Source organism: Pseudomonas sp. MOIL14HWK12:I1 (assembly GCF_000510705.1).
Taxonomy (GTDB): Bacteria; Pseudomonadota; Gammaproteobacteria; order Pseudomonadales; family Pseudomonadaceae; genus Chryseomonas; species Chryseomonas oryzihabitans.
Window position 1 is genome coordinate 1,097,400 of record NZ_KI783307.1, and the last position, 20,001, is coordinate 1,117,400.

General features: G+C 70.6%; 18 protein-coding genes. 4 read left to right on the plus strand and 14 right to left on the minus strand.

The features are described 5' to 3' along the window. Positions 1-127: 127 nt before the first annotated feature. From PSEK12I1_RS0115090 to PSEK12I1_RS0115105, 4 genes are read right to left on the minus strand one after another with little or no spacing between them, the layout of a single operon-like run. Positions 128-3,133, minus strand: coding sequence for an efflux RND transporter permease subunit (locus tag PSEK12I1_RS0115090; protein WP_027602067.1), 3,006 nt, complete (start codon positions 3,131-3,133; stop codon positions 128-130). A gap of 3 nt (positions 3,134-3,136) precedes the next feature. Further along, the gene (locus PSEK12I1_RS0115095; protein WP_051399123.1) at positions 3,137-4,234 is read right to left on the minus strand and encodes an efflux RND transporter periplasmic adaptor subunit; all 1,098 of its coding nucleotides are present in this window, start codon (positions 4,232-4,234) and stop codon (positions 3,137-3,139) included. A gap of 14 nt (positions 4,235-4,248) precedes the next feature. Beyond that, a complete protein-coding gene (locus PSEK12I1_RS0115100; protein WP_027602069.1) occupies positions 4,249-5,034 on the minus strand; it encodes a MipA/OmpV family protein in 786 nt (261 codons plus the stop codon). Positions 5,035-5,045: 11 nt separating this feature from the next. After that, on the minus strand, positions 5,046-6,485 hold the full coding sequence (locus tag PSEK12I1_RS0115105) for an efflux transporter outer membrane subunit (protein WP_027602070.1): 1,440 nt from the start codon (positions 6,483-6,485) through the stop codon (positions 5,046-5,048). Between the two features lie 96 nt (positions 6,486-6,581). Between PSEK12I1_RS0115105 and PSEK12I1_RS0115110 the strand changes: the two genes are divergently transcribed. Continuing rightward, positions 6,582-7,256 carry a response regulator gene (locus PSEK12I1_RS0115110; RefSeq protein ID WP_027602071.1) on the plus strand — a complete coding sequence of 225 codons (675 nt, stop codon included), beginning with the start codon at positions 6,582-6,584 and terminating at the stop codon, positions 7,254-7,256. Then, complete coding sequence (locus tag PSEK12I1_RS0115115; protein WP_027602072.1) at positions 7,253-8,422, plus strand: cell wall metabolism sensor histidine kinase WalK; 1,170 nt, start codon at positions 7,253-7,255, stop codon at positions 8,420-8,422. Before PSEK12I1_RS0115110 ends, PSEK12I1_RS0115115 begins: the two co-directional genes overlap by 4 nt. A gap of 54 nt (positions 8,423-8,476) precedes the next feature. Here the strand turns inward: PSEK12I1_RS0115115 and PSEK12I1_RS0115120 are convergent, their stop codons facing one another. The 9 genes from PSEK12I1_RS0115120 to PSEK12I1_RS0115160 form a co-directional block, all read right to left on the minus strand. Next, entirely contained in the window at positions 8,477-9,031 is a 555-nt protein-coding gene (locus tag PSEK12I1_RS0115120; RefSeq protein WP_027602073.1) for a ProQ/FinO family protein, read from the minus strand. Positions 9,032-9,428: 397 nt separating this feature from the next. Continuing rightward, the gene (locus PSEK12I1_RS0115125; RefSeq protein WP_027602074.1) at positions 9,429-10,874 is read right to left on the minus strand and encodes an aldehyde dehydrogenase family protein; all 1,446 of its coding nucleotides are present in this window, start codon (positions 10,872-10,874) and stop codon (positions 9,429-9,431) included. A 54-nt stretch (positions 10,875-10,928) separates the two neighbouring features. Next, on the minus strand, positions 10,929-12,116 hold the full coding sequence (locus PSEK12I1_RS0115130) for a hypothetical protein (RefSeq protein WP_027602075.1): 1,188 nt from the start codon (positions 12,114-12,116) through the stop codon (positions 10,929-10,931). A 22-nt stretch (positions 12,117-12,138) separates the two neighbouring features. Further along, positions 12,139-12,759 carry a hypothetical protein gene (locus PSEK12I1_RS0115135; RefSeq protein ID WP_007158631.1) on the minus strand — a complete coding sequence of 207 codons (621 nt, stop codon included), beginning with the start codon at positions 12,757-12,759 and terminating at the stop codon, positions 12,139-12,141. 8 nt (positions 12,760-12,767) lie between these two features. Further along, a complete protein-coding gene (locus PSEK12I1_RS0115140; protein ID WP_051399124.1) occupies positions 12,768-14,249 on the minus strand; it encodes an aspartate aminotransferase family protein in 1,482 nt (493 codons plus the stop codon). A gap of 8 nt (positions 14,250-14,257) precedes the next feature. After that, positions 14,258-14,914 carry a class II aldolase/adducin family protein gene (locus PSEK12I1_RS0115145; RefSeq protein ID WP_027599633.1) on the minus strand — a complete coding sequence of 219 codons (657 nt, stop codon included), beginning with the start codon at positions 14,912-14,914 and terminating at the stop codon, positions 14,258-14,260. Beyond that, positions 14,911-16,545, minus strand: a complete 1,635-nt coding sequence (locus PSEK12I1_RS0115150; RefSeq protein ID WP_027599632.1) for an FGGY-family carbohydrate kinase — start codon at positions 16,543-16,545, stop codon at positions 14,911-14,913. Before PSEK12I1_RS0115150 ends, PSEK12I1_RS0115145 begins: the two co-directional genes overlap by 4 nt. A 10-nt stretch (positions 16,546-16,555) precedes the next feature. Then, on the minus strand, positions 16,556-17,440 hold the full coding sequence (locus PSEK12I1_RS0115155; RefSeq protein ID WP_037007005.1) for a TorF family putative porin: 885 nt from the start codon (positions 17,438-17,440) through the stop codon (positions 16,556-16,558). Between the two features lie 21 nt (positions 17,441-17,461). Then, positions 17,462-17,881 carry a DUF2147 domain-containing protein gene (locus tag PSEK12I1_RS0115160; RefSeq protein ID WP_027602078.1) on the minus strand — a complete coding sequence of 140 codons (420 nt, stop codon included), beginning with the start codon at positions 17,879-17,881 and terminating at the stop codon, positions 17,462-17,464. A 148-nt stretch (positions 17,882-18,029) separates the two neighbouring features. Between PSEK12I1_RS0115160 and PSEK12I1_RS0115165 the strand changes: the two genes are divergently transcribed. Both PSEK12I1_RS0115165 and PSEK12I1_RS0115170 read left to right on the plus strand, forming a co-directional pair. Beyond that, positions 18,030-18,677 (plus strand): TetR/AcrR family transcriptional regulator, encoded by a 648-nt coding sequence (locus tag PSEK12I1_RS0115165; RefSeq protein ID WP_007158625.1) that lies wholly within the window; start codon positions 18,030-18,032, stop codon positions 18,675-18,677. Positions 18,678-18,757: 80 nt separating this feature from the next. Further along, the gene (locus PSEK12I1_RS0115170) at positions 18,758-19,366 is read left to right on the plus strand and encodes a DapH/DapD/GlmU-related protein (RefSeq protein WP_027602079.1); all 609 of its coding nucleotides are present in this window, start codon (positions 18,758-18,760) and stop codon (positions 19,364-19,366) included. Here PSEK12I1_RS0115170 and PSEK12I1_RS0115175 read toward each other — a convergent pair. Continuing rightward, on the minus strand, positions 19,363-19,938 hold the full coding sequence (locus PSEK12I1_RS0115175; RefSeq protein WP_027602080.1) for a cysteine hydrolase family protein: 576 nt from the start codon (positions 19,936-19,938) through the stop codon (positions 19,363-19,365). The two genes, PSEK12I1_RS0115170 and PSEK12I1_RS0115175, sit on opposite strands and share 4 nt — an antisense overlap. Positions 19,939-20,001: the final 63 nt, after the last annotated feature.

A 20,001-nucleotide genomic window follows, 5' to 3' on the forward strand; every position in this document is an offset into this window, starting at 1 on the left:
CGGTGCCCGCGCGGGGGCATCGGGGCGAGGGGCGGCCACAGGAGCGGGTGGCGCCGGATCCCTACCAGCATAACGTCACCCCGCCTTTGCGCCAGCGAAGCGGCGCCTTCGCGCGCCCGGTTGCCCGCTAACGGCGCCCATGGAGCAAGCCATAGAGCACCGGGATCAGTCCCAGGGTCACCAGGGTGCCTAGCGCCAGGCCGCCGATCATGCTGATGGCCATGCCCGTCCACAGGGGACCGGCAAAGAGCATCAGCGGGATGAGACCGAGGATGCAGGTCAGCTTGGTCATGATGATCGGCCGCAGGCGCTCGCCGGCGGCGTCGAGCAGCGCCGGCACCAGGGGCTTGCCGGCCTGGCGTTCGGCTTCGATGCGCTCGAGCAGCAAGACCGCGTTGTTGACGATGATGCCGGCCAGGGACAGCAGGCCGAAGGTGGCCATGAAGCCGAAGGGATGGCCACTCAGCCAGAGCGCCAGGGCCACGCCGATGAGGATGAAGGGGATGCTGGCAACGATGATGAGTACCTTGCGCCAGGAATCGAATTGCCAGAGGAACAGTAGCAGCATGGCCACGGCGGCCAGCGGCAGGTAGCGCAGCAGGGCGTCGTTGGCGGCGGCGGAATCCTCGCTCTCGCCGCCCAGCTCCAGGCGGTAGCCGGGCGGCAACTGCAGGGTCGGCAACTGGGGCGCGAGGGTGGCGACCAGGGTGGCGGCGGTCATGCCGGGATTGCGCGCGCTGACCGTGAGGGTGCGCTGCAGATTGCGTCTGACCTTGACCCCGGCCTCGCTGGCCAGCTCGATCCGGGCCACCGCCGCCAGCGGCAGCGGCGCGCCGCCGCCCTGGGGATAGACCAGCAGGCTGCCTGGATCGCCGTCAGGGGCAGGGCTGCGCGCGGCGATCTCGACCGGATACTGGCCATCGCGCAACCGGGCGCCGCTCAGGCCGTCGCCTGCCAGTTGCAGCGTCTGGGCCAGGTCGCGCCGGTCGAGTCCGGCGGCGCGGGCCCGGGCCGGGTCGACCTCGACCTGATAGCGCAGCAGCCGCGGACCCCAGTCGTCCTGGATGTCGCGGGTCCCGGGGACGGCGGCGAGCAGGTCGGCAAGATCGCTGCCCAGCTGACGCAGGACCGCCTCGTCCGGCCCGCTCAGGCGATAGACCGCCAGGCCGCTCTCGGTGGTACCCAGGGAAAAGCGCTTGGGCTGGGCGCGCACCTCGGGATAGCCGCGCGCCAGCTCGGCGCCGACCCGGGCCATGACCTGGGCGAGATCGGCGTCCGGGCGAGTGGTCACGGTGAAATAGGCGACATTGGGACCGGGCAACGGCGGATTGAGCCCCAGCACGATGCGCGGACCGCCCTCGGCGACGTAGCCGATGCTTTCGACGATATCGGCATCCGCGCCCAGCCAGCGGCTGAAGCCCTGCATGAGGTCCAGGGTGCGCTCGGCCGAGGTGCCGGGTTCCAGCTGGATGGGGATCTGGAACTGATTGCGATCCGAGGGGGGCAGGAAGTCGTAGGGCAGGCTGAGCACCTTGAGGGTGGCCAGCACCAGCAGCCCGAGCATGGCCAGCAGATAGGCCAGCCGGTGCCGCAGCAGGGCTTCCAGCAGCCGGCGATAGCCGCGGTGCAGGGCGCTGTCGGTGCTGGCGCCGGTATGGGTGGGATCCGGCACCAGGCGCAGGCAGAGCAGCGGCGTCACCGTCAGGCTGAGCGCCCAGGAGCCCAGCAGGGTCAGCGCCAGCACCACGGCCAGGGACCTCAGGTATTCGTTGGTGCTGGTCTGGCCGAGAAAGAACGGCGAGAAGGCCAGGATGATCACCAGCGAAGAGGTCAGCAGCGGGATGGCCAGGGTCCGGCCGGCGGCCTCGCAGGCGGCGCGGCGGTCCTCGCCGGCGCGCAGGCGTCGTTCGATGTCTTCGGCGATGACGATGCCGTTGTCCACCAGCAGTCCCAGCGCCAGGATCAGCGCGGCGATGGACACCGTCTGCAGTTCGATGCCCAGGGCGCGCATGACCAGCAGGGTCGCCAGCACCGTGAGCGGCACGATGGCGCCGACGATCAGTCCCAGGCGCCAGCCCAGGAACAGCATGACCACCGCCATGACGATCACCATGGTCTCCATCAGCACGTGCTGCATGCGCGCCATGGCGTGATGGACCACCTCGGCCTGGAAGGTCACCCGGTGCAGGGCGAACCCGGCGGGCAGGCTGGCCTCCAGGGCCTTGAGCCGGTCGTGCAGCGCAGCGCCGAAGGCTTCCACGTTGCGTCCCGGGGTCATGGCGATGCCCAGCACCAGGGCGCGTTCGCCGCGATAGAAGGCGGCGCTGCGCAGCGGCTGTTCGGGTTCGACCCGCACCCGGGCCAGCTCGGCCAGGGGCACGGCGCGGCCGTCGGCCAGCTGGATCGGCACGGCGCGCAGCGCGGCGGGATCGGCCAGTTCGCCGCCGACGGCCAGGCTCAGCGCACGGTCGCCCTGGCGCAGGCTGCCGCCGCTGACCAGTGCGTTGCGCGTCCGCAGCTGCGCCAGCAGGGCCTGGGGCGAAAGACCGGTCCGCGCCAGGGCGGTGGCGTCCAGGTCGAGGGTGACGCGGTCTTCCCGCAGGCCATAGAGGGCGATGCGATCCACCCCGGGCAGGTCATAGAGCGCCCGACGCAGCCGTTCGGCTTCGCTGCGCAGTTCGCTCGGGCTGAAGCCGGGCGCGGTCACGGCGATGGACGCCACCGCCACCCGCCCGAAGTCGTCGTCCACCAGCGGCCCCTGGGTGCCTTCGGGCAGCTCTTGCGCCACCTCGGCGACCTTGTTGCGCACCCGTTGCCAGAGCGCCGGCAGGTCCGTGATCTCGTCCCGTGCGGTGAGCTGGACGATGGCCTGGCCGGGTCTCAGGGTGGTCACCAGGGTCTTGAGTTCGGGCAATTCGCGCAGCCGGTCTTCCAGCGGCTTGGCCAGCAGCTCTTCCACCCGGTCGCTGGGCAGGCCGGGCAGGGCGACGCTGACCAGGGCGTCGCGCACCGTGACGCTGGGCTCCTCCTGGGAGGGAAAGCCGAGAAAGGCATAGAGACCGCCGAGCAGCAGGGCCAGGGCGACAAAGAGCACCAGGCGACCCCGGCGCAGGGCGAAAGCGGTCAGGGACATAACTTACTCCCCCGTGAGCACGGTGCCGGGCCGATAGGGCAGCACATGCTCGCCCGCGCGCAGGAAGGCGGCGCCGGCCACCACGATCTGGTCACCCTCGGCGAGCCCGCTGGCGATCAGCGCCTGGCCCTGCTGCAGGGCCGCCACCGTGACCGGGCGCGGTTTCACCTGCTGGGTCTCCGGCTGGTAGACATAGACCTGACCGGCGCTGCCGCTCTGACCGGGCAGCAGCGCGCCCAGGGGCACGGCCAGCTGCGCCTGGGCCGGCAGCGGCAGACGCACGTCCAGCAGGCTGCCGCTGGGCAGGGCCGGTGCCTGCTGGTCGAGGGCGAAGACCGCTTCCTGCAGCAGGCCCTGCTCGGCACGCGGTGAAAGACCGACCAGCCGGAGCGGCAGGGGCGCGCCGTCGCGCGTGGCATAGGCCTGGGCCTGAGTGCCGGGCGCCAGCCCCTGGGCCAGGGCGGCCGGCACCTGCACCACCACCTGACGTTCGCCGTCGGCCTGCAGCCCGAACAGGGTCTCGCCCGCGCCCACCAGCCGCAGCGGCTCCGGCGCGCGCAGGACGATCTGGCCAGCGAAGGGCGCTATCAGCCGGGTCTGGGCCAGGGCGCGGCGCGCCAGGGCCAGTTCCGCCTCGGCGCCTCCTTGCTGGGCCTGGGCCGCACCCAGGGCGGCGTCGGCGGCTTCCAGCTCGGCCTTGGCCAGGTTGCCGTCGGCGAACAGCTGCCGAGCACGCCGCTGCCCGGCGCGGCGCTGGTCCAGCTCCACCCGAGCGGCCTGCACCCGAGCGCTGGCCTGGGCCAGGTGCAGGCGTGCCGGTTCGGCGTCCTGCTCGGCGAGCAGTTGCCCGGCCGCGACCCGGGCACCCACGTCCACGGCCACCCTCAGCACCCGGCCGCCATTTTCGAAGGCCAGCGCCGAGCTGTGCGGCTGGCGCACCAGGCCGGGTAGCAGCGGGGCCTGGGCCGCAAGGCGCGCGACCGGCGCGAGCTTGACGGTGCGCAGGGGCACCGGACCGGGGCGTTCATCGGGTGAACAGCCGCCCAGCAGGGGCAGCAGCAGGAGTAAGGCGAGGGCGGAGGTCAGGCGCGGGCCAGGCATGGCGGGCTCCAGGATCAGAAGCTGTAGGTCAGGGCGACTTGGGCGGTGGTGGCGGTGGCGCGCTGCCGCAGCGGGCTGTCGCGTGCCTGGTCGCCGTAGTAGGTGGTGGTCAGGGTCGCCACCGAACTCCAGTGCGGATCGAAGGCGTGCAACCAGTTCAGCGCGGCGGAATAGGCATAGATGCCCCGGTCGAGCCGCGCCGGGGCGAAGCCGCTGGCGGCGCTCTGGGCGGCGGTGACGCCGAAATAGGTCTGGTTGAAGCGGCGGTCACCGGCGTGGGCGTCGAGATCCAGCGCCAGGGTGTCCTGGTCGGTGTGCAGGCCGATGGCTTCCACGCCCAGGCGATAGCGATTGCCGCGCTGGGCCCCGGCCAGCCGCCATTCGCCCTCGGCGTTGAGGCTGAGCCAGGGCGCCAGGGCCTGGCTCAGATTGAGGTCTAGCACCGTGGCGCCGTCGACCTCGCCCATACCCTTCAAGCGGTCGGCGCCTGGCCGCGAGGCGTTGTCGCGGTCATCGCGGCCGAAGTCGTAGTTCAGGGCGCCGCTGAGGGTCAGTCCCTGGGCCGACTGCCATTGCAGGCCGAGGCCGCGACTGGTGTCGGCAAAGAAGGGTCCACGCTGCACCACCACCAGCGGCAGCAACTGCGGCCGGTAGGCGGCCGAACCCATGTAACGACTGACCGCGCCGGCCACCAGGCCGAGGCTGACGTCGGTGTGGTCGCCCCAGGGCGAGGCGTCGGCCGCCTTGCCGGCCAGGGGTGTCAGGCAGAGCAGCAGCGGCAGCAGGGTGGTGCGGGTCATGGCGAGTCCTCTCAGGTGGCGGAAGGGTGGTCGAGGCCGTGCAGGGCGCGGTACAGGCGCAGGCGATTGAGGCGCAGGGCCTGGTCGGTCTGGCGCAGCGCCTCGCCGGCGCGCAGCCCGTCGAGACCGGTCTGCAGGCTGGCGCCGGGATCGCCGGCCCCGGCCTGCCACTGGCGCGCCAGACGCTGTCGGCGCGCCTGGCTCAACTGCAGCTGGGCGGCCAGGGTCTGCCGCTGCGCGAGCAGCAGGCGGCGCTCTTCCAGGCCGTCGGCCAGTTCGCGAAAGGCGTCCTGCAGGGTGCGTTCGTAGGCGGCCAGGGCCAGGTCGCGAGCGGTCCTGGCGGCGTCCAGGTTGGCCTGGTTGCGCCCGCCGTCGAACAGCGGCAGGGACAGCGACGGCGTCAGCAGGCGCAGCCCTTGACCGGCGCTGAACAGGTCCTGCAATTGCGGACTGGCCAGGCCCACCGCGGTGCTCAGGCGAATGCTCGGGAAAAAGGCGGCACGGGCCGCGCCTATGCTGGCGTTGGCCGCCTGCAGGCGCTCCTCGGCCGCGCGCACGTCGAGACGCTCCAGCAGGCGGCTGGAGGGCAGGTCGGCCAGCTCGCCCGGCAGTTCTGGCGGCGGACCGGCCGGGGCAGGCGCAGCGCTGGGCGAGGGCGCCAGCCGGTAGCCGGTGATCCAGGCCAGCGCCCCATAGGCCTGGGTGCGTTGGCTCAGGCGCTGTTGCTCCAGTTGGCGTGCGTCCAGGGCGGCCTGGGTCAGGGGCTCCAGGGCAGCCGGGGCCAGGTCGCCGGCGGCGATGCGTGCCCGGGTCCGCTGCACCAGCTCATCGCTGAGGGCCGCCATGGCCTGGGCGCTGAAGACCTGGGCATCGGCCTCGCGGGCCAGCAGGAAAAGGCGCGCCACCTCGGCTACCAAGGCGCCGCGCGCGGCCTGCTGGCCATAGGCGCTGGCCAACAGTTGGTGGCGGGCCTCTTCGCCGAGGCTGGCTACCCGCCCGAAGAAGTCCAGTTCGAAGGCGTCCACGCCGAGGGTGGCGGTGGCCAGGTCCTGCTGGTAGCGCTCGTCCAGCGCCTGGTCGGCGAAGCGCTGGCGCGGCCGCTGCACCGCCAGGCCCAAGGTGGGCCAGCGGTCGGCCTGGCGCGCGCCCAGCTGCGCCCGCGCCTGCTCGACCCTGAGCTGGGTTATCCGGTAGTCTCGATTGCCCGCCAGCGCCTGGCCCACCAGCTCTGGCAGGAGAGCTTCAGCGCTGACCGCGGCCAGCAGTTGGCGCTCGTCAGGGCTGAGATCAACGCCCGCCGCGGGGGCAGCGTCCTGCCGGTGCCACAGCCCCTGGTGCGCGGGCACCGGCAGGGGCGGCCGCTGATAGTCGGGAATCAGCGAGCAACCGCTGAGGCCCAGCAGACCGATCAGCAGCAACTGGAAGGTGATGGAAGCGGCGAGTGAAGGCATGGCAGGCGGACCCGGTGCAAGGCATGGGTCGCAGCCTAGGGACGCCGAATCAAGATTCCTTCGGCGAATTGTCGAGATTCGATCAAGAGAGCGGACGTGGGCGACAAACTCATACTCATCGTCGAAGACGACGCCGACAGCGCCAGCGTGCTGGAGGCCTATCTGCTGCGCGATGGCTTCGCGGTCGTCCTCGCCGAAGACGGCCGCCAGGGGCTGGAGCTGTTCCAGCGCGAGCGACCCGATCTGGTGCTGCTCGACATGATGCTGCCGCGCCTCGGTGGCACCGAGGTGCTGGCACAGATCCGCCGCGCCGGGGATACCCCGGTGATCATGGTGACCGCCATCGGCGACGAGCCGGAAAAGCTCGGCGCCCTGCGCTATGGCGCCGACGACTACGTGGTCAAGCCCTACAACCCCAAGGAGGTGGTGGCGCGGGTGCACGCGGTGCTGCGCCGCTGCCACCAGGCGCCGCGCGATGACCGCTGGCTGCGCCATGGCGCCCTGACGGTGGATCTGGAGCGTTTCAGCGCCACCGTCGAGGCACGCGCCCTGGAGCTGACGCCCACCGAATTCGGCCTGCTCGCCACCCTGATGCGCACTCCGCACAAGGCCTTTACCCGCGAGGAATTGCTGGAGCGCTGCCTGCCGGAAAGCGAGGCCCTGGCGCGGGTGGTGGACACCCACCTGCACAACCTCAGGCGCAAGCTGGAAGCGGCGGGCCTTCCCGGCGTGCCGGTGACGGTGCGCGCCATTGGCTATCGCTTTTCATGAAGCGCCAGGCCCCGCTGGGGCGCTGGGTCGGCTGGCGCATGAGCCTGCTGGCCCTGGGCGCGGTGCTGCTGATCGCTGCCGGCATGTACCTCTGGTTTCTCTTCGGCGACTGGTGGGTGCTGCGCCAGGTGCCCCAGGCGGCGCGGGCGGAAATCCTCCAGCTGCGCGCCGATCCGCAGGAAAACGAGGCGCGACTCTGGGCGCTGTTCAGCCACTACTATCCGGTGCGCTATTTCCTGCCCGGCATCGCCAGCCGCGACTGGTGGGTGCTGGCGGGGCTGGTGCTGGCGGCCGTGCCGCTGATCCTGCTGGCCGGCTTTCGGCTGTCACGCCCGCTGTCGAGCCAGTTCTCCGCCATCGCCGCGGCGGCGCGGCGGGTGGCCTCCGGCGATCTGGACACCCGCCTGGAGGTGGCCGAGACGGCGCCAGCGGAATTGCGCCGCCTGGCGCTGGACTTCAACAGCCTCACCGCGCGGCTGCAGCAATACGAGCGCGACGTGCGGGATTCCAGCGCCATCCTCGCCCATGAGCTGCGCACCCCGCTCAACGCCGCCTCGGTGCGGGTGCAGGGCATCCTCGACGAGGTCTTTCCCGCCGATGCCCGCCAGTTGCAGATGGTCAAGCGCCAGCTCGACCTGCTCAACACCCTGGTGGGCGATCTGCACACCCTGTCGCTGGCCGAGGCCGGGCAACTGGCGCTGGATCAGCGGCCCTTCGCCCTGGCGGCATTGGTGGAAGAGCGGCTGGCCTGGTTCGCGCCCCAGCTGCAGGCCGAGGCCATCCAGCTGCGCCTGGAACTGGATCCCCGCCAACGGCTGTACGCCGACCGCCATCGCATCGGCCAGTTGCTCAACATCCTGCTGGAAAATTTCCTGCGCTATGGCGCCAGCGGCGGCGAACTGGAGATCGTCCAGCTGGCCCTGGCCGAGGGCCTGGTGCTGGAATTCCGGGATCGCGGCCCGGGCATCGCCGAAGCCGATCGCGAGCGGGTCTTTCACCGCTTCTGGCGCGCCGACAGCTCCCGGGCACGGCACCTTGGCGGCAGTGGCCTGGGCCTGTCCATCGCCCGCGCCATCTGCGCGGCGCATCAGGGCCGCATCGTCGCCCTGGGGCGCGAGGGTGGGGGGACGGTCATGCGCATCGAGTTGCCGGGACGGCTGTCCTAACGCGGCGGGCGTCTGGAACGACTGCCCCTGTCTGGGCGACAGGGGCAGCGGGGCTCAGGCGGAGGCGTCGTCTGCGGGAGCGGCAACGGTCTCGGCCGCTGCAGGCACTTGCGCTTCGGCAGGCGCGGCGGTGTCCGCCTTGGCCTTGGCCTGCTCACGGCGGGCCTGGGCGCGCTGGCGGCGTGCCTGCTGCTTGGCATAGACCGCCTGGGAGGCGGTCACAGTGCCAGCCGGCTGGCCATCCAGATCCAGGCGCGGGGCGTTTTCGGTCATGGCCGCCCAGTAGCGGGTGCCGCGACACCAGGTGGCGATCGACTGCTTGAGCTGATCACCGGTGATGCCCAGGCGCTCCAGGTGCTGCTCGGCGTCCTTCAGGATGCCTTCCTTGAGCGGCACCTTGGGTGCCGGATTGACCGGGAAGGCCAGCGGGAAGTGCTTTTGCAGACGGCGGATGCCTTCGACCACCGGATCCTGCTCGCGGGGCTTCTGCTCGCGGGGCTTGGCTTTCGGTGAAGGTCTCCGCGCCGGCCGCTCGTTGCTCTCGGTCTTTACCTGCGCTTTTTCGGCCCGCAGGCGGTCGCGTAGTTCAGCTAGTTGCTCAAAGCCCATCGTTCAGCTCACCGCTCCAAATAGAATTCACGTGCAAGGGTAACCCATGCCGGGCTTGGACCGCGCCAATCGCAGATCGGCACGTCCAAGGCTGGCGGCCCGTCATTCTAAAGGCTGGTTTGCCGCTCGTGCATCCTTGGCGGCGTCATTCCCGGCGGATGGTGTGCCCTGCTGGGCGTTTTCCAGGTCCGGTACGAAAGTCGCCGAGCGAAGGTGAGGCGGATTGAAACGACCAACGGGAGTAACCGCCCAAGGCTGCTCAAAGGGGTAGCGCTCACCAACCAAAAAGCAGAGGGAGCGCAGTGTACGTGCGGTAAAGGAGCATTCCGACCGGGCTGGCGATCCAGGGGTTTTTCAACGAAGCATCGCCGATGCGCAGGCAGTTCTCGTACTGGACCTAGCCGCCTCCGGTCAGGCGCGACACCCATTGCGCCAGCCGCAGCTTGAACGGCGAATAGGGCGGCAGCAGCAGACGAACGGCCAGCAGCGGACCGGCGGCGAGCACGCTGCGCTCGTGGGAAAAGGTGCGAAAACCGGCCTGGCCATGGGCGCTGCCGCTGCCGGAGTGATTGACGCCGCCAAAGGGCAGGTGCAGCTGGGTGTACTGCTGCATGCACAGATTGAGGCCGACGCTGCCGGAGCTGGTGCGGGCGATGACTCGCTGCTGGATGTCGCGGTCGCGACTCCAGAGATAGAGCGCCAGGGGCTTGGGCCCGGCGTCGATGCGCTGCAGCACCTCTTCCAGGTCGTCGTAGGCGATCACCGGCAGGAGCGGACCGAACAGCTCCTGGCTGTCCAGGGGGCTGTCGATGGCCGAGCAATCCAGCAGGGTCGGGGCGAGATAGCGCCCGGCCACATCGTGCGCGCCGCCATGGATCAGCTGCGCACCGGCGGCCCGGGCCTGTTCCAGCAGCCCGATCAGCTGGCTGGCGTGGCGTTGGTGAATGAGCCGGGCGTAGTCCGGGCTGGCCGCGGCATCGCTGCCGTAGCGCTGCACCAGCAGGGCGCGACAGCGCTCCTTGAAGGCTGGCAGCAGGCGGCGGGCGACGAAGACATGATCGGGCGCCACGCAGGACTGGCCGGCATTGAGGAACTTGCCCCAGAGCAGCAGCTCGGCGGCGGCATCCAGGTCGGCGCTGGCGTCGATGATCGCCGGCGACTTGCCGCCCAGCTCCAGGGTCACCGAGGCCAGGTGCCGGGCGGCGGCCTGCATCACCAGGCGGCCCACGGCGGTGGAGCCGGTAAAGAAGAAGTGGTCGAAGGGCAGCGCCAGCAGTGCCTGGGCGGTGGAGACGTCGCCTTCGCAAAAGGCCACGGTGTCCGGGGTGAAGGCCTCGGCCAGCAGTTCGCGCAGCACCGCGTTGACCGCCGGGGTGAATTCCGAGGGCTTGAGCATCACGCTGTTGCCAGCCGCCAAGGCCGACACCAGGGGGCCGAGCAGGGTGGAGACCGGGTAGTTCCAGGGGCCGATGATCAGGCAGCGCCCGCGCGGCTGGCTGTGGATGTGCGCCGGGCAGCCGAGGGACGTCAGGGTCGGGCGCACCCGCCGTGGCTTCATCCAGCGGCGCAGGTGGCGGCGCGCGTGCTGGATCTCTTCCAGCACCGGCATGATCTCCGACAGTTCCACCTCCACCTCGGGCTTGCCGAAGTCCTGGCGAAAGGCGGCATAGAGCGCCCCCCGCCGCGCCACCAGGGCGCCATGCAGGCGCTGCAGCAGGCTCAGGCGCTCGGCGGCGCTGGAGCCGCGCAGGGCCAGGGCACGCGGTCCCTGGGCGGCGAACAGCCGCTGCAGCATCTCGGGGTCGCCCAGGGCGGGAGCGGGATCGGGGAGGGGTGCATTCATGGCAGCAGTCCGCAAGGGGGCAGGAAGGGGACGATACGGCGACGGCGGCAGTATTCAGCCTGGGCGCTGCCAGCGCCAGCGCGGCACCAGCCGGGGGCGGCGGGCACTGAGGGCGAGCACGGCCGCCAGCCCCAGGGCCAGCAGGGCGAGCAGGGCGCTGGTGAGCGCGGCGGGTCGGACCGCGGCGCCCTGCAACCAGAGCGAGGCCAGCGCCGGGCCGGCGGCGCAGCCGAGCAGTTGCAGCGAGGGCACCAGGGTGGCGACGCGGCCACTGGCGTCCAGCCGCAGGGCCAGGCTGATCTGGAAGGGGGTGAGGGTCTGCCAGAGAAAGGTGAAGGTCAGGCACAGCAGCACGAAGCTCAGGTGCGCCCCCGGCGCCAGGCCATAGATCAGCGCGGCCAGGCTGCCCAGCGTCAGGGTCGCCAGGGTCAGGGTGGTGGCGGCCGGCAGCCAGGCCACCAGGACCGCGCCGGCCAGGCCGCCGAGCAACTGGGCGGCGAAGCTGGCGGCGATCAGGGTCTGGGCTTGGCTGGCGTCCAGTCCGAGGGCTTCGCCATAGGGTTCCAGGTAGGCCCAGAGCGCGCCGATGGCCGCCAGCTGGCAACCGACGAAGGCCAGCAGCAGTGCCTGGGGCAGTCGCCATCTATGGCGGACCGGCGCGCTGCCAGGGACGTCCACTGCCGCCAGCCGGCGTGGCAGGGCGACGGTCAGCGGCAGGGCCAGGGCGGTGACACCGGCCAGCAGCCGGAAGCCGCCGGCGCTGCCCAGCCGGGGCAGGATCCACAGCGCCAGCAGGGCGGCCAGCAGGCCCTGGCAAAAGGTCTGCAGAGCCATGAACAGGCCGGACAGCCGCTCGGCGGTGGGTTGACGGACGATCAGCGCCACCGCCGCCCAGAGCAGCAGGCCTTCGCCGAGACCGGCCAGGGCGCGCAGGCCGAGCAACGGCAGATCACCGCTGGCCTGGGCGCTGGCCAGGTCGGCGGCGACCGCCAGCAGCGTCGCCGGCCACAGTACGGCTGGCAGCCCCAGGCGCGGGCCCAGGGCCTCACCGGCGATCACGCCCAGGCCCAGGGCGACGATCTCGCCCATGGCCACCAGGCCGAGGCCGTCGAGGCTGGCCCGGCCACTGGTGAACAGCTCGCCGAGCAGCAGCGGCTGCAGGCCGAGGATGAGCAGCGCCAGGGAGCCCAGCAGCAGCGCGGCTTGGACCTGGCGAGGCGGAGCGGGCGCGGTGACGGTCATGGGGTCTACCTTCGAAGAGTGGCTAGTAACCACGGCTTTCCGCCGGCAGCCGGCCCTGACGAAAGGCCTCGGCGGCGGCGCGCTGGTCGCGCTGGAGTCGGCGGGTGGCGATCAGCACCACCCACCAGGGCAGGCGGGTGAGCACCGCGCCGGTGGCCTGGGCCAGGGTGTAGGCCTTGGCGCATTTCTCGAACAGCTCGGCATTGAGGGCGGCGCGACTGGCGGTGGTCCCCAGGCACAGTGGCTGGCCGCCGAGCAGCTGGACGTTGCCGCGCGCGGCCAGGGCTTCCGCCAGGGCATCGCCCCGGGCCACCGCGGGCGCCATCCGCCCCAGGTGCCGGGCCTGCTCGTCGAACAGCTCCGGCAACTGGCCGCCGAAGTCCGCCACATGCTGCCCGTAGCGCCCCGCGCCCTGGATGATGGCGCCGACATCCGGTCGCGACCGGTAGACGAGTGCATGATCCAGGGCGGCGCCGCTGCGGCGGGCCAGCTCGATCTCGCAGGGCGCGGCATCGCCCAGGGTGCCGTACCAGAGACTCGCCGCCCCCGGTATGCGCACCGACAGGGCCAGGGCCGAGCGCTCGCCCTGTCGGGCCAGACGCTGCTGCAGATCCAGCCATTGCTGGCGCGATTCGGCTTTCATGGGCGGCCTCATACCAGTTGGAAGACCCGGTCGAAACGCTCCAGGGCGTCGTCGATCACGGCGTCGGTGTCGGCCAGGCTGGTGTAGATGCGGCTGCCGGCCAGGGTGATGAGGCCATGGGCGGTATAGGCCGCGCCCATCTCTTCCATCATGTGCTTGCGCGCCTTGGCCTCGTTGCGCGCCCGCAGCAGCTTGAGCGGATTGCCGGTGTCGAGCAGCAGCACCCCGGAGGTCTGCAGGTGGACGATGGAGCCCAGGTTGTAGGCGACATAGGGCAGGTTGCGGCGCTGGATGATCTCCTCCAGGCCCTGGCGCAGTCGATCGCCGGCGCGGCCGGCCTGGCCGGCGGCGTCGAGGCGCTGGATCTCCTTGAGGGCGTAGTAGCCGGCCACGCAGCACAGCGGATTGGCCGACAGGGTGCCGCCGACGAAGGCGCGCTTCGACGAGGTGCCGATGCCGCCCACCAGCAGCTGCATGACCTCGGCCTTGCCGCCCAGGGCCCCGGCCATGGGGTAGCCGCCGGTCAGGCATTTGCCGAGCACGGTGAGGTCCGGCAGCACCTTGAAGTAGCCCTGGGCCCCACCCATGCCGGCGCGGAAACCGGTCACCACCTCGTCGAAGATCAGCAGGGCGCCGAATTCGTCGCAGAGCTTGCGCACCTCGCGGTTGAAGTGCGGATGCACCGGGCGAGTACCGCTCTCCGGGCCGAAGGGTTCCACCAGCACCGCCGCGGTGCCGCCGCGCAGGCGATTGAATTGCAGGCGCCGGCGCAGGGCCTCGAGGTCGTTGGGCGGGCTTTCCTGGGTGTGGGCGGTGGCGCCGCGGGGAATGCCGAGGGCCTCCATGCGCCCGGTACCGGGCAGGCGCATGCCGTACACCAGCTGATCGCTCCAGCCGTGGTAGGCGCCGCCGATCTTGATGATCCAGCGGCGCCCGGTATAGGCCCGCGCCAGGCGTACCGCGGCCATGGCCGCCTCGGTGCCCGAGCCCAGCAACCGCACCTGGTCGATGCCGGGCACGCTCTGGCAAACCAGTTCGGCCAGCTTGACCTCGTATTCGTGCAGCAGGCCGGTGACCGGGCCGCACTCGGCGAGGATGCGCTGCACCTGGTCGCGCACGCCGGGATGATTGGAGCCGAGCAGGGTGGGGCCGCCGGCCTGGAGGAAGTCGATGTACTGGTTGCCGTCGACGTCGGTGAGGTGCGCGCCCTCCGCCCGGGCGATGGCCAGGGGGAAGGGATGGTTGAACGCCAGGTTGTGCTGGATGCCCCCGGGAATGAAGCGCTTGGCTTCTTCGGCGAGCCGCCGCGAGCCCTGGCAGCGCTCGTCGAAATAGCCCATGACCTTGGCCAGCGCCTCGCGGCGCAGCGGGCGCATGGGCTGTTTGACCAGGGCGTCGAAACGGCGATAGAGCGTCTCGGTATCCGGCCAGGCGGAAATCGCCGGAAGCGTGGGTACCAGGGGCGGCGGGGTGGTCAGGGGCTGATTCATGGCGGACCTCAGGACGGGAGGGAGGCGGTGAGGGTGGTCAGCAGGCGCTGGCGCGCCAGGCTGTCGGCTGCGGAGACACCTGGGCGGCTGGCGATACGACCGACCAGGTAGTGCTCGCAGAAGGCTTCCAGCTGCTCCAGCACCGCCAGGGTCTGGCGCGCGCTGGCGCCGTAGCAGAGCACTCCATGGTTGCGCAGCAGATAGGCCGGGCTCTCGGCGCTCAGGGCGCGATCCAGGCGCTTGGCCAGCCAGCCGGTACCGGAGGGGGCATAGCCCACCAGCGGCAGGCGGCGGCCCAGTTCGGGCCAGCGCTCGGGATCGTCGACGCTCAGGGCCTCGCCCAGCAGGGTGCAGGCGCTGGCCAGCGGCTGGTGGGTGTGCAGGCTGCAGCCCGCCGCCGGAAAGCGCCGCAGCACCCGGGCGTGCAACCCGGTTTCCACCGAGGGCGCGCGATCGCCTTCGAGCTGGTGCAGATCGGCCAGGCGCAGGATGCAGACGTCTTCCGCGCCCATCTGGTAGTAGTCGAGGGCGGAGGGGGTCACCGCGATGCGCTCGGCGTCCAGGCGCAGGGCCAGGTTGCCGCCGGTGGCGGCGAAGAAGCCGCGGCGCACCAGGTGCAGGCAGAGATCGACCACCTGTTCGCGCGCTTCGAGGGTATCGCTCATGGTCGGGCTCCCTGGTTGGGGTTGAGGCGGCGATAGAGCGGCGCCAGGCGCCGGCGGACTTCGAGAAAGGTGGCGTAGCTGTCGTCGTAGCGCGCCCGCGCCTGGGGGCAGGGCTGGTAGAGCCGCGGCGGTCGCTGCAGCGCCGGCACGTCGCTGAAGGCCAGGGCGCCGATGCCGGCGGCGGCGATATAGGCCGAGCCCCGGGCATTGGCCTGGATCGGCGCATCGGGCTGGGCGATCACCTGGCCGGTGACGTCAGCCATGATCTGGCACCAGAGATTGGACTGGGCGCCGCCGCCCACCGCGGTGATCCGCTCCGGCCGGCGGCCGAGGAAGCGGCCGAAGGGTTCCAGCATCCAGCGGGTGTTGAGCGCCACCCCTTCGAGAAAGGCGCGGATGATGTCTTCCCGCGTGTGCTCCAGCGACAGGTTGATCAGCGCCGCGCGCAGGCTGGGATCGTCCACCGGGCTGCGCTCGCCATACAGCCAGGGGGTGTAGAGCAGCCCGCGGGCGCCCGCCGGCACCCGGGCGGCGATGCGGTCGAGCAGGGCATAGAGATCCGGGTGCTGTTCGTCGCTGAGGAGTTCGTCCGGGTGGTAGAGCACCTTGTCGCGCAGGAACGACAGGTTGGCGCCCGCCGCGGTCTGCAGCGCCATGGCCAGGTAGCGGCCCTTGACCGCGCTGGGCACGGCGGCCATGTGGCGCAAGACATCGGACTTCTTGAAGGGCACATGGGCGCCCAGCCAGGAGGAGGTGCCGAGATAGAGGTGCGGCGCGAAGTCTTCTACCGCCGAACCCACCGCCACCGCCGAGGTGTCCACCGAGCCGGCCACCACCGGGGTGCTGCGCGGCAGGCCGAGCTGGTCGGCCACCGCGCCGGTCAGGGTGCCGATCACCTCCGCCGAATCCACCAGGTCGGGCAGCTTGTCGCGGTCGAAGCCCAGGGTGCGGATCAGCCCGGCGTCGTACTTCACCTGGCGCGAATCGCGGTTGTCGGTGATCCAGGCGGTGCAGATGGAATCGGCGGTGGCGCAGCAGCGACCGGTAAGGCGCAGATTCATGAAGTCGAGGACATTGAGAAACTTCACCGTGCGCGCATAGCGCTCCGGCTGGTGGTCCTGCAGGTAGGCGATGTGCCCGGCGGAATCCTTGCCCGACAGCGAGGGCGCGCCGCCGGTGAGGCGGATCCAGCGCCACAGCTTGAAGGGCGAATACCCGGCGACCTTCAGCCGGCCGCCGCCGACCCGCCGCGCCACCGACTCGGCCCCGCGCATGTCCAGCCAGAGCAGCGCCCGGCCCAGGGCTTGGCCGTTGGCGTCCACGCACACCGTGCCCTCGGTCTGGGTCGAGCAGCACACCGCCACCACGCGCCGCCGCCGCGCCGGATCCGCCGCCAGCAATTCGCCGGCGCCGCGCAGGAAGGCCTGCCACCAGTCTTCCGGCTCCTGCTCGGCGCTGTGCCCTTCGACGTGCAGGGTGACGCCGTGGAAGGTCCAGGCGACCACCTCGCCGCCAAGGGTGACCAGGGCGCTCTTGCAGCCGGAGGTGCCGAGGTCCACCACCAGCACCAGGCCATCGAGGGCGGTGGCCTGGACCGGCGCGGGCGGCGTGGCGAAGACGTGAGGTTTCATGGGCGCCAGCTCAGAAGGGGCGGGCCACGGACAGCACCCAGCGGGCCTCGTCCGTCGCGCGCTGATGGTCGCCGTCTTCGGCGATGTAGAGTTCGCGCGCCCGGGTATGGGGACTCAGGTAGTCCAGGCCGAAGTCGAAGCCCCAGTGGCGATGCACCAGGCCGACGCCGTAGTCGCTGAAGTTGGCCTCGGAGAAATTGCGGATCTGCTGGTAGCCGGCGTGCAGCTTGAGGCTGGTGCGCGGGGTCAGCTCGTAGCGATAGTCCAGATCGTAGAGCAGGCTGCCGCGGGAGTTGTGCTCGCCCTTGGCATAGCACTCCAGGCCCTTGGTGGGATCGGGGTTGAATTGCAGCTGGGCGCCGCAGACGCCGGCGGTGTTGGCGCCGCGGTAGTTTTCCGAGAGCACGTTGAGGATGCGCCCCTGCAGGGCCCCGTAGCCGATCTCCAGCACGGCGAACTGGCTGTTGTAGTTGGTGCTGCGAAAGCCATCGGGGGCGCCGGTCTCCGGATCGATGCGGCTGGGCGCCTTGAAGTGGGCGCCGGGAAAGAATTCCCCTGCCAGCCCCATGCCAAAGTGCCAGGCCTCCGGATCGCCGAAGCGGTAGCCGCCAGCCAGCAGCACGTTGGCGCCATCGCCGTCGAGGAACTGCTTCTTGCTCACGCTGCCGATTTCCGCCAGGCCGATCAGGCCGCTTTCATGGGCGAATTCCACGGTGACCTTGGCCCCCGGCCGATTGAGCGAGTCCGAGATGCTGCGGTTGCGCACGTCCGAGAGCAGGCGCGGGGTTATGGTCAGCGCATAGCTGGCCAGGTCGTCATCGGCCTGGACCACGCTGCCGAGAACGCTCAGGCACAGCAGGGTCGCCGCCTGGGTGCGGTGAAGAATCCGGTTCATGGGGTCGCTCCTTGCGGTGGCTTAGCTGCAGTGCGGGGTGGCGGGGAGGGTGCTCAGCGGGGTGAGCTGTTCGGTCTTGCCGAGCACCTCGGTGCCGACATAGGCGCGGATGTTGAGGTCGTCGCCCTTGCGGCGGACGTAGCCCTTGTACTTCTTGCCATCGCGCGGATCGAACACCCAGCCGTCGCGCCAGGTGCCGCCGTCGTCGCGACTCATCTGGAAGATGCGCGTGCCGCAGGTGTCATGGGCATTGCCGGCGTCCTTGTCCCAGACGATGGTGCCGCACAGGGCACTCGCGTTGTCTGCGCAGGGCGTGACCTTGACGGCGGCGCCCTGGTCGGCGGTCAGCCAGAGACCCTGGACCGGTGCGGCGTCAGCCGCCAGAGCGGGCGCCAGGGGTAGCACCCAGAGGGCGACGGCGAGCGCGAGGGGTGTTTTCATGGAGGTGGCTCCTGCTGTTTGTTGTGGTTGTGGCTGGAGGCAGTAAGGGCAACGCGGTTGCTGATATGATAGTTATCGCTACACGATAGTTATAACTATCATTTTACTGCCCATCAAGGTGTTTTTTCGTCTAGACGAGAGCTTTTTCATGGTCGCCAAAGAGTCCGCTCCATCCTCCCGCGCCACGCCCAAGGCCCGCCCCAGCCAGCAGCGGGCAGCGGAAACCTACGAACGCATCCTGGCCGCGGCGGCGGAGGTGCTCTGTCAGGTCGGCATCGAGCGGCTGTCGACCAATCTGGTCTGCGACTGCGCCGGGCTGACCCCGCCGGCGCTCTATCGCTACTTCCCCAACAAGTACGCCCTGCTGGAGGAGCTGGGCCGGCGCCTGCTGGAAAAGCAGAATGCGCAGATAGACGGGCGGATCAATGCCGAGCTGCTGGCCGGTCCTTTGGAGCGGGTGGAAGACGTCTTGACCGGGCTTTTGCTGGATACCTACCGGGTCACCGCCGAGACCGCCGGTGGCATGTGGATCCTCAAGGCGCTGCGCGCGGTGCCCTCGCTGGAGCACGTGCGCCTGGATTCGCACCGCCGGGTAGCGGCGCAGCAGACGGAGTTGCTGGTGCTGCTGCTGCCCAGCGTGCCACCGGCCGCCGTGGCCCAGGTCGCGCGGATCGTGGTCGAGCTGATCCACTCCACCGTGGAGCTGCTGTTCGATGAGGAGCTGCCGGCGGAAAGCACCTGTCGCACCGTCGCCGCCATGCTCAGCGGTCATCTGGGGCGCCTGCGCGACGGCTGAGCCGTTCGCCCGCCGGAGCGAGCACCAGTGGGGGACTCAGGTCAGAATCGGCAGGCGTTTCACCACTGCCGAGGCCCGCCATGCCTGATCTGGATATCGCCACCTTCATCGCCGCCTGGCCCAGCCTGCGCCTGGAAGCTGCCCCGCCCTGGACGCTAACCGGTGCCTGCGAGCAGCAGGTCAGGCTGCTGCTGGCGCGGCTCGGTCCCGGCTATCGGCGCCAGGGCGACAGCGCTATCCATGAGACCGCGGTGGTGGAGGCGGGCGCGGTGCTCAAGGGGCCGGTCATCATCGGGCCCGGCACCCTGGTGGCGGCGGGCGCCTATCTGCGCGGCGGTGTTCATCTGGGCGCCCACTGCGTGGTGGGGCCCGCCTGCGAGCTGAAGAGCAGCCTGCTGCTGGACGGCAGCAAGCTCGCCCACTTCAATTTCGTCGGGGATTCGCTGATCGGCAGCGGGGTGAATCTGGAGGCGGGCGCCATCGTCGCCAACTACCGCAATGAAAGTGACGGCGCGGTCATCCGCATCCGCCACGGAGACCGGGTGATAGACACCGGGGTGATCAAGTTCGGCGCCCTGATCGGCGACGATTGCCGGCTGGGCGCCAATGCGGTCATCGCGCCGGGCGCGCTGCTGTCGCCCGGCACCCGGGTCGCGCGGCTGGAGCTGGTTGACCAGGGCGTGCCTTAAGGCGCTTCGGGCGCCGCAGTGCCCTGGCCGGCGAGATAGGCGTCGGTGGACGCCAGGCTCGCATAGGCGAAGGCCAGCGCCGCCATCAGGGCGGCGTGCACCTGGGCCGCCGGCACCCGGACCCCGTTGAAGTCCAGATCCAGGGTGGCGCAGGCGTCATGGATCACGGTCACGGCGTAGCCCAGATCGGCCGCGGCGCGGACGCCGGCGTCGATGCACATATGGCTCATGGCGCCCACCACTACCAGCGATTCGATACCGCGCTCGTCCAGCAGCTGCCTGAGATTGGTTTCGCGAAAGGCATTGGGATAGTGCTTCACCACCACCGGTTCGCCGGCGCGGGGCACGACGGCGGCCTGGATCTCGACGCCATCGCTGCCGGGTACGAAGATCGGCGCCTCGGCGCTCAGCGACAGATGCTGCACATGGATCACCGGCACGCCCTGGTCACGGGCGTGGGCGATGATCCGCGCGGCATTGGCGACCGCGGCCTCGATGCCGCTGAGGGGCAGTTTGCCGCGGGGGAGGTACTCGTTCTGCAGATCGATGACGACGACGGCGTGCTTGCTCATGTCCAGCCTCTCGGAAGATGCTTCAGGTTTTGGGTCCGGCCATGATTGGCCAACCGCGCCCGC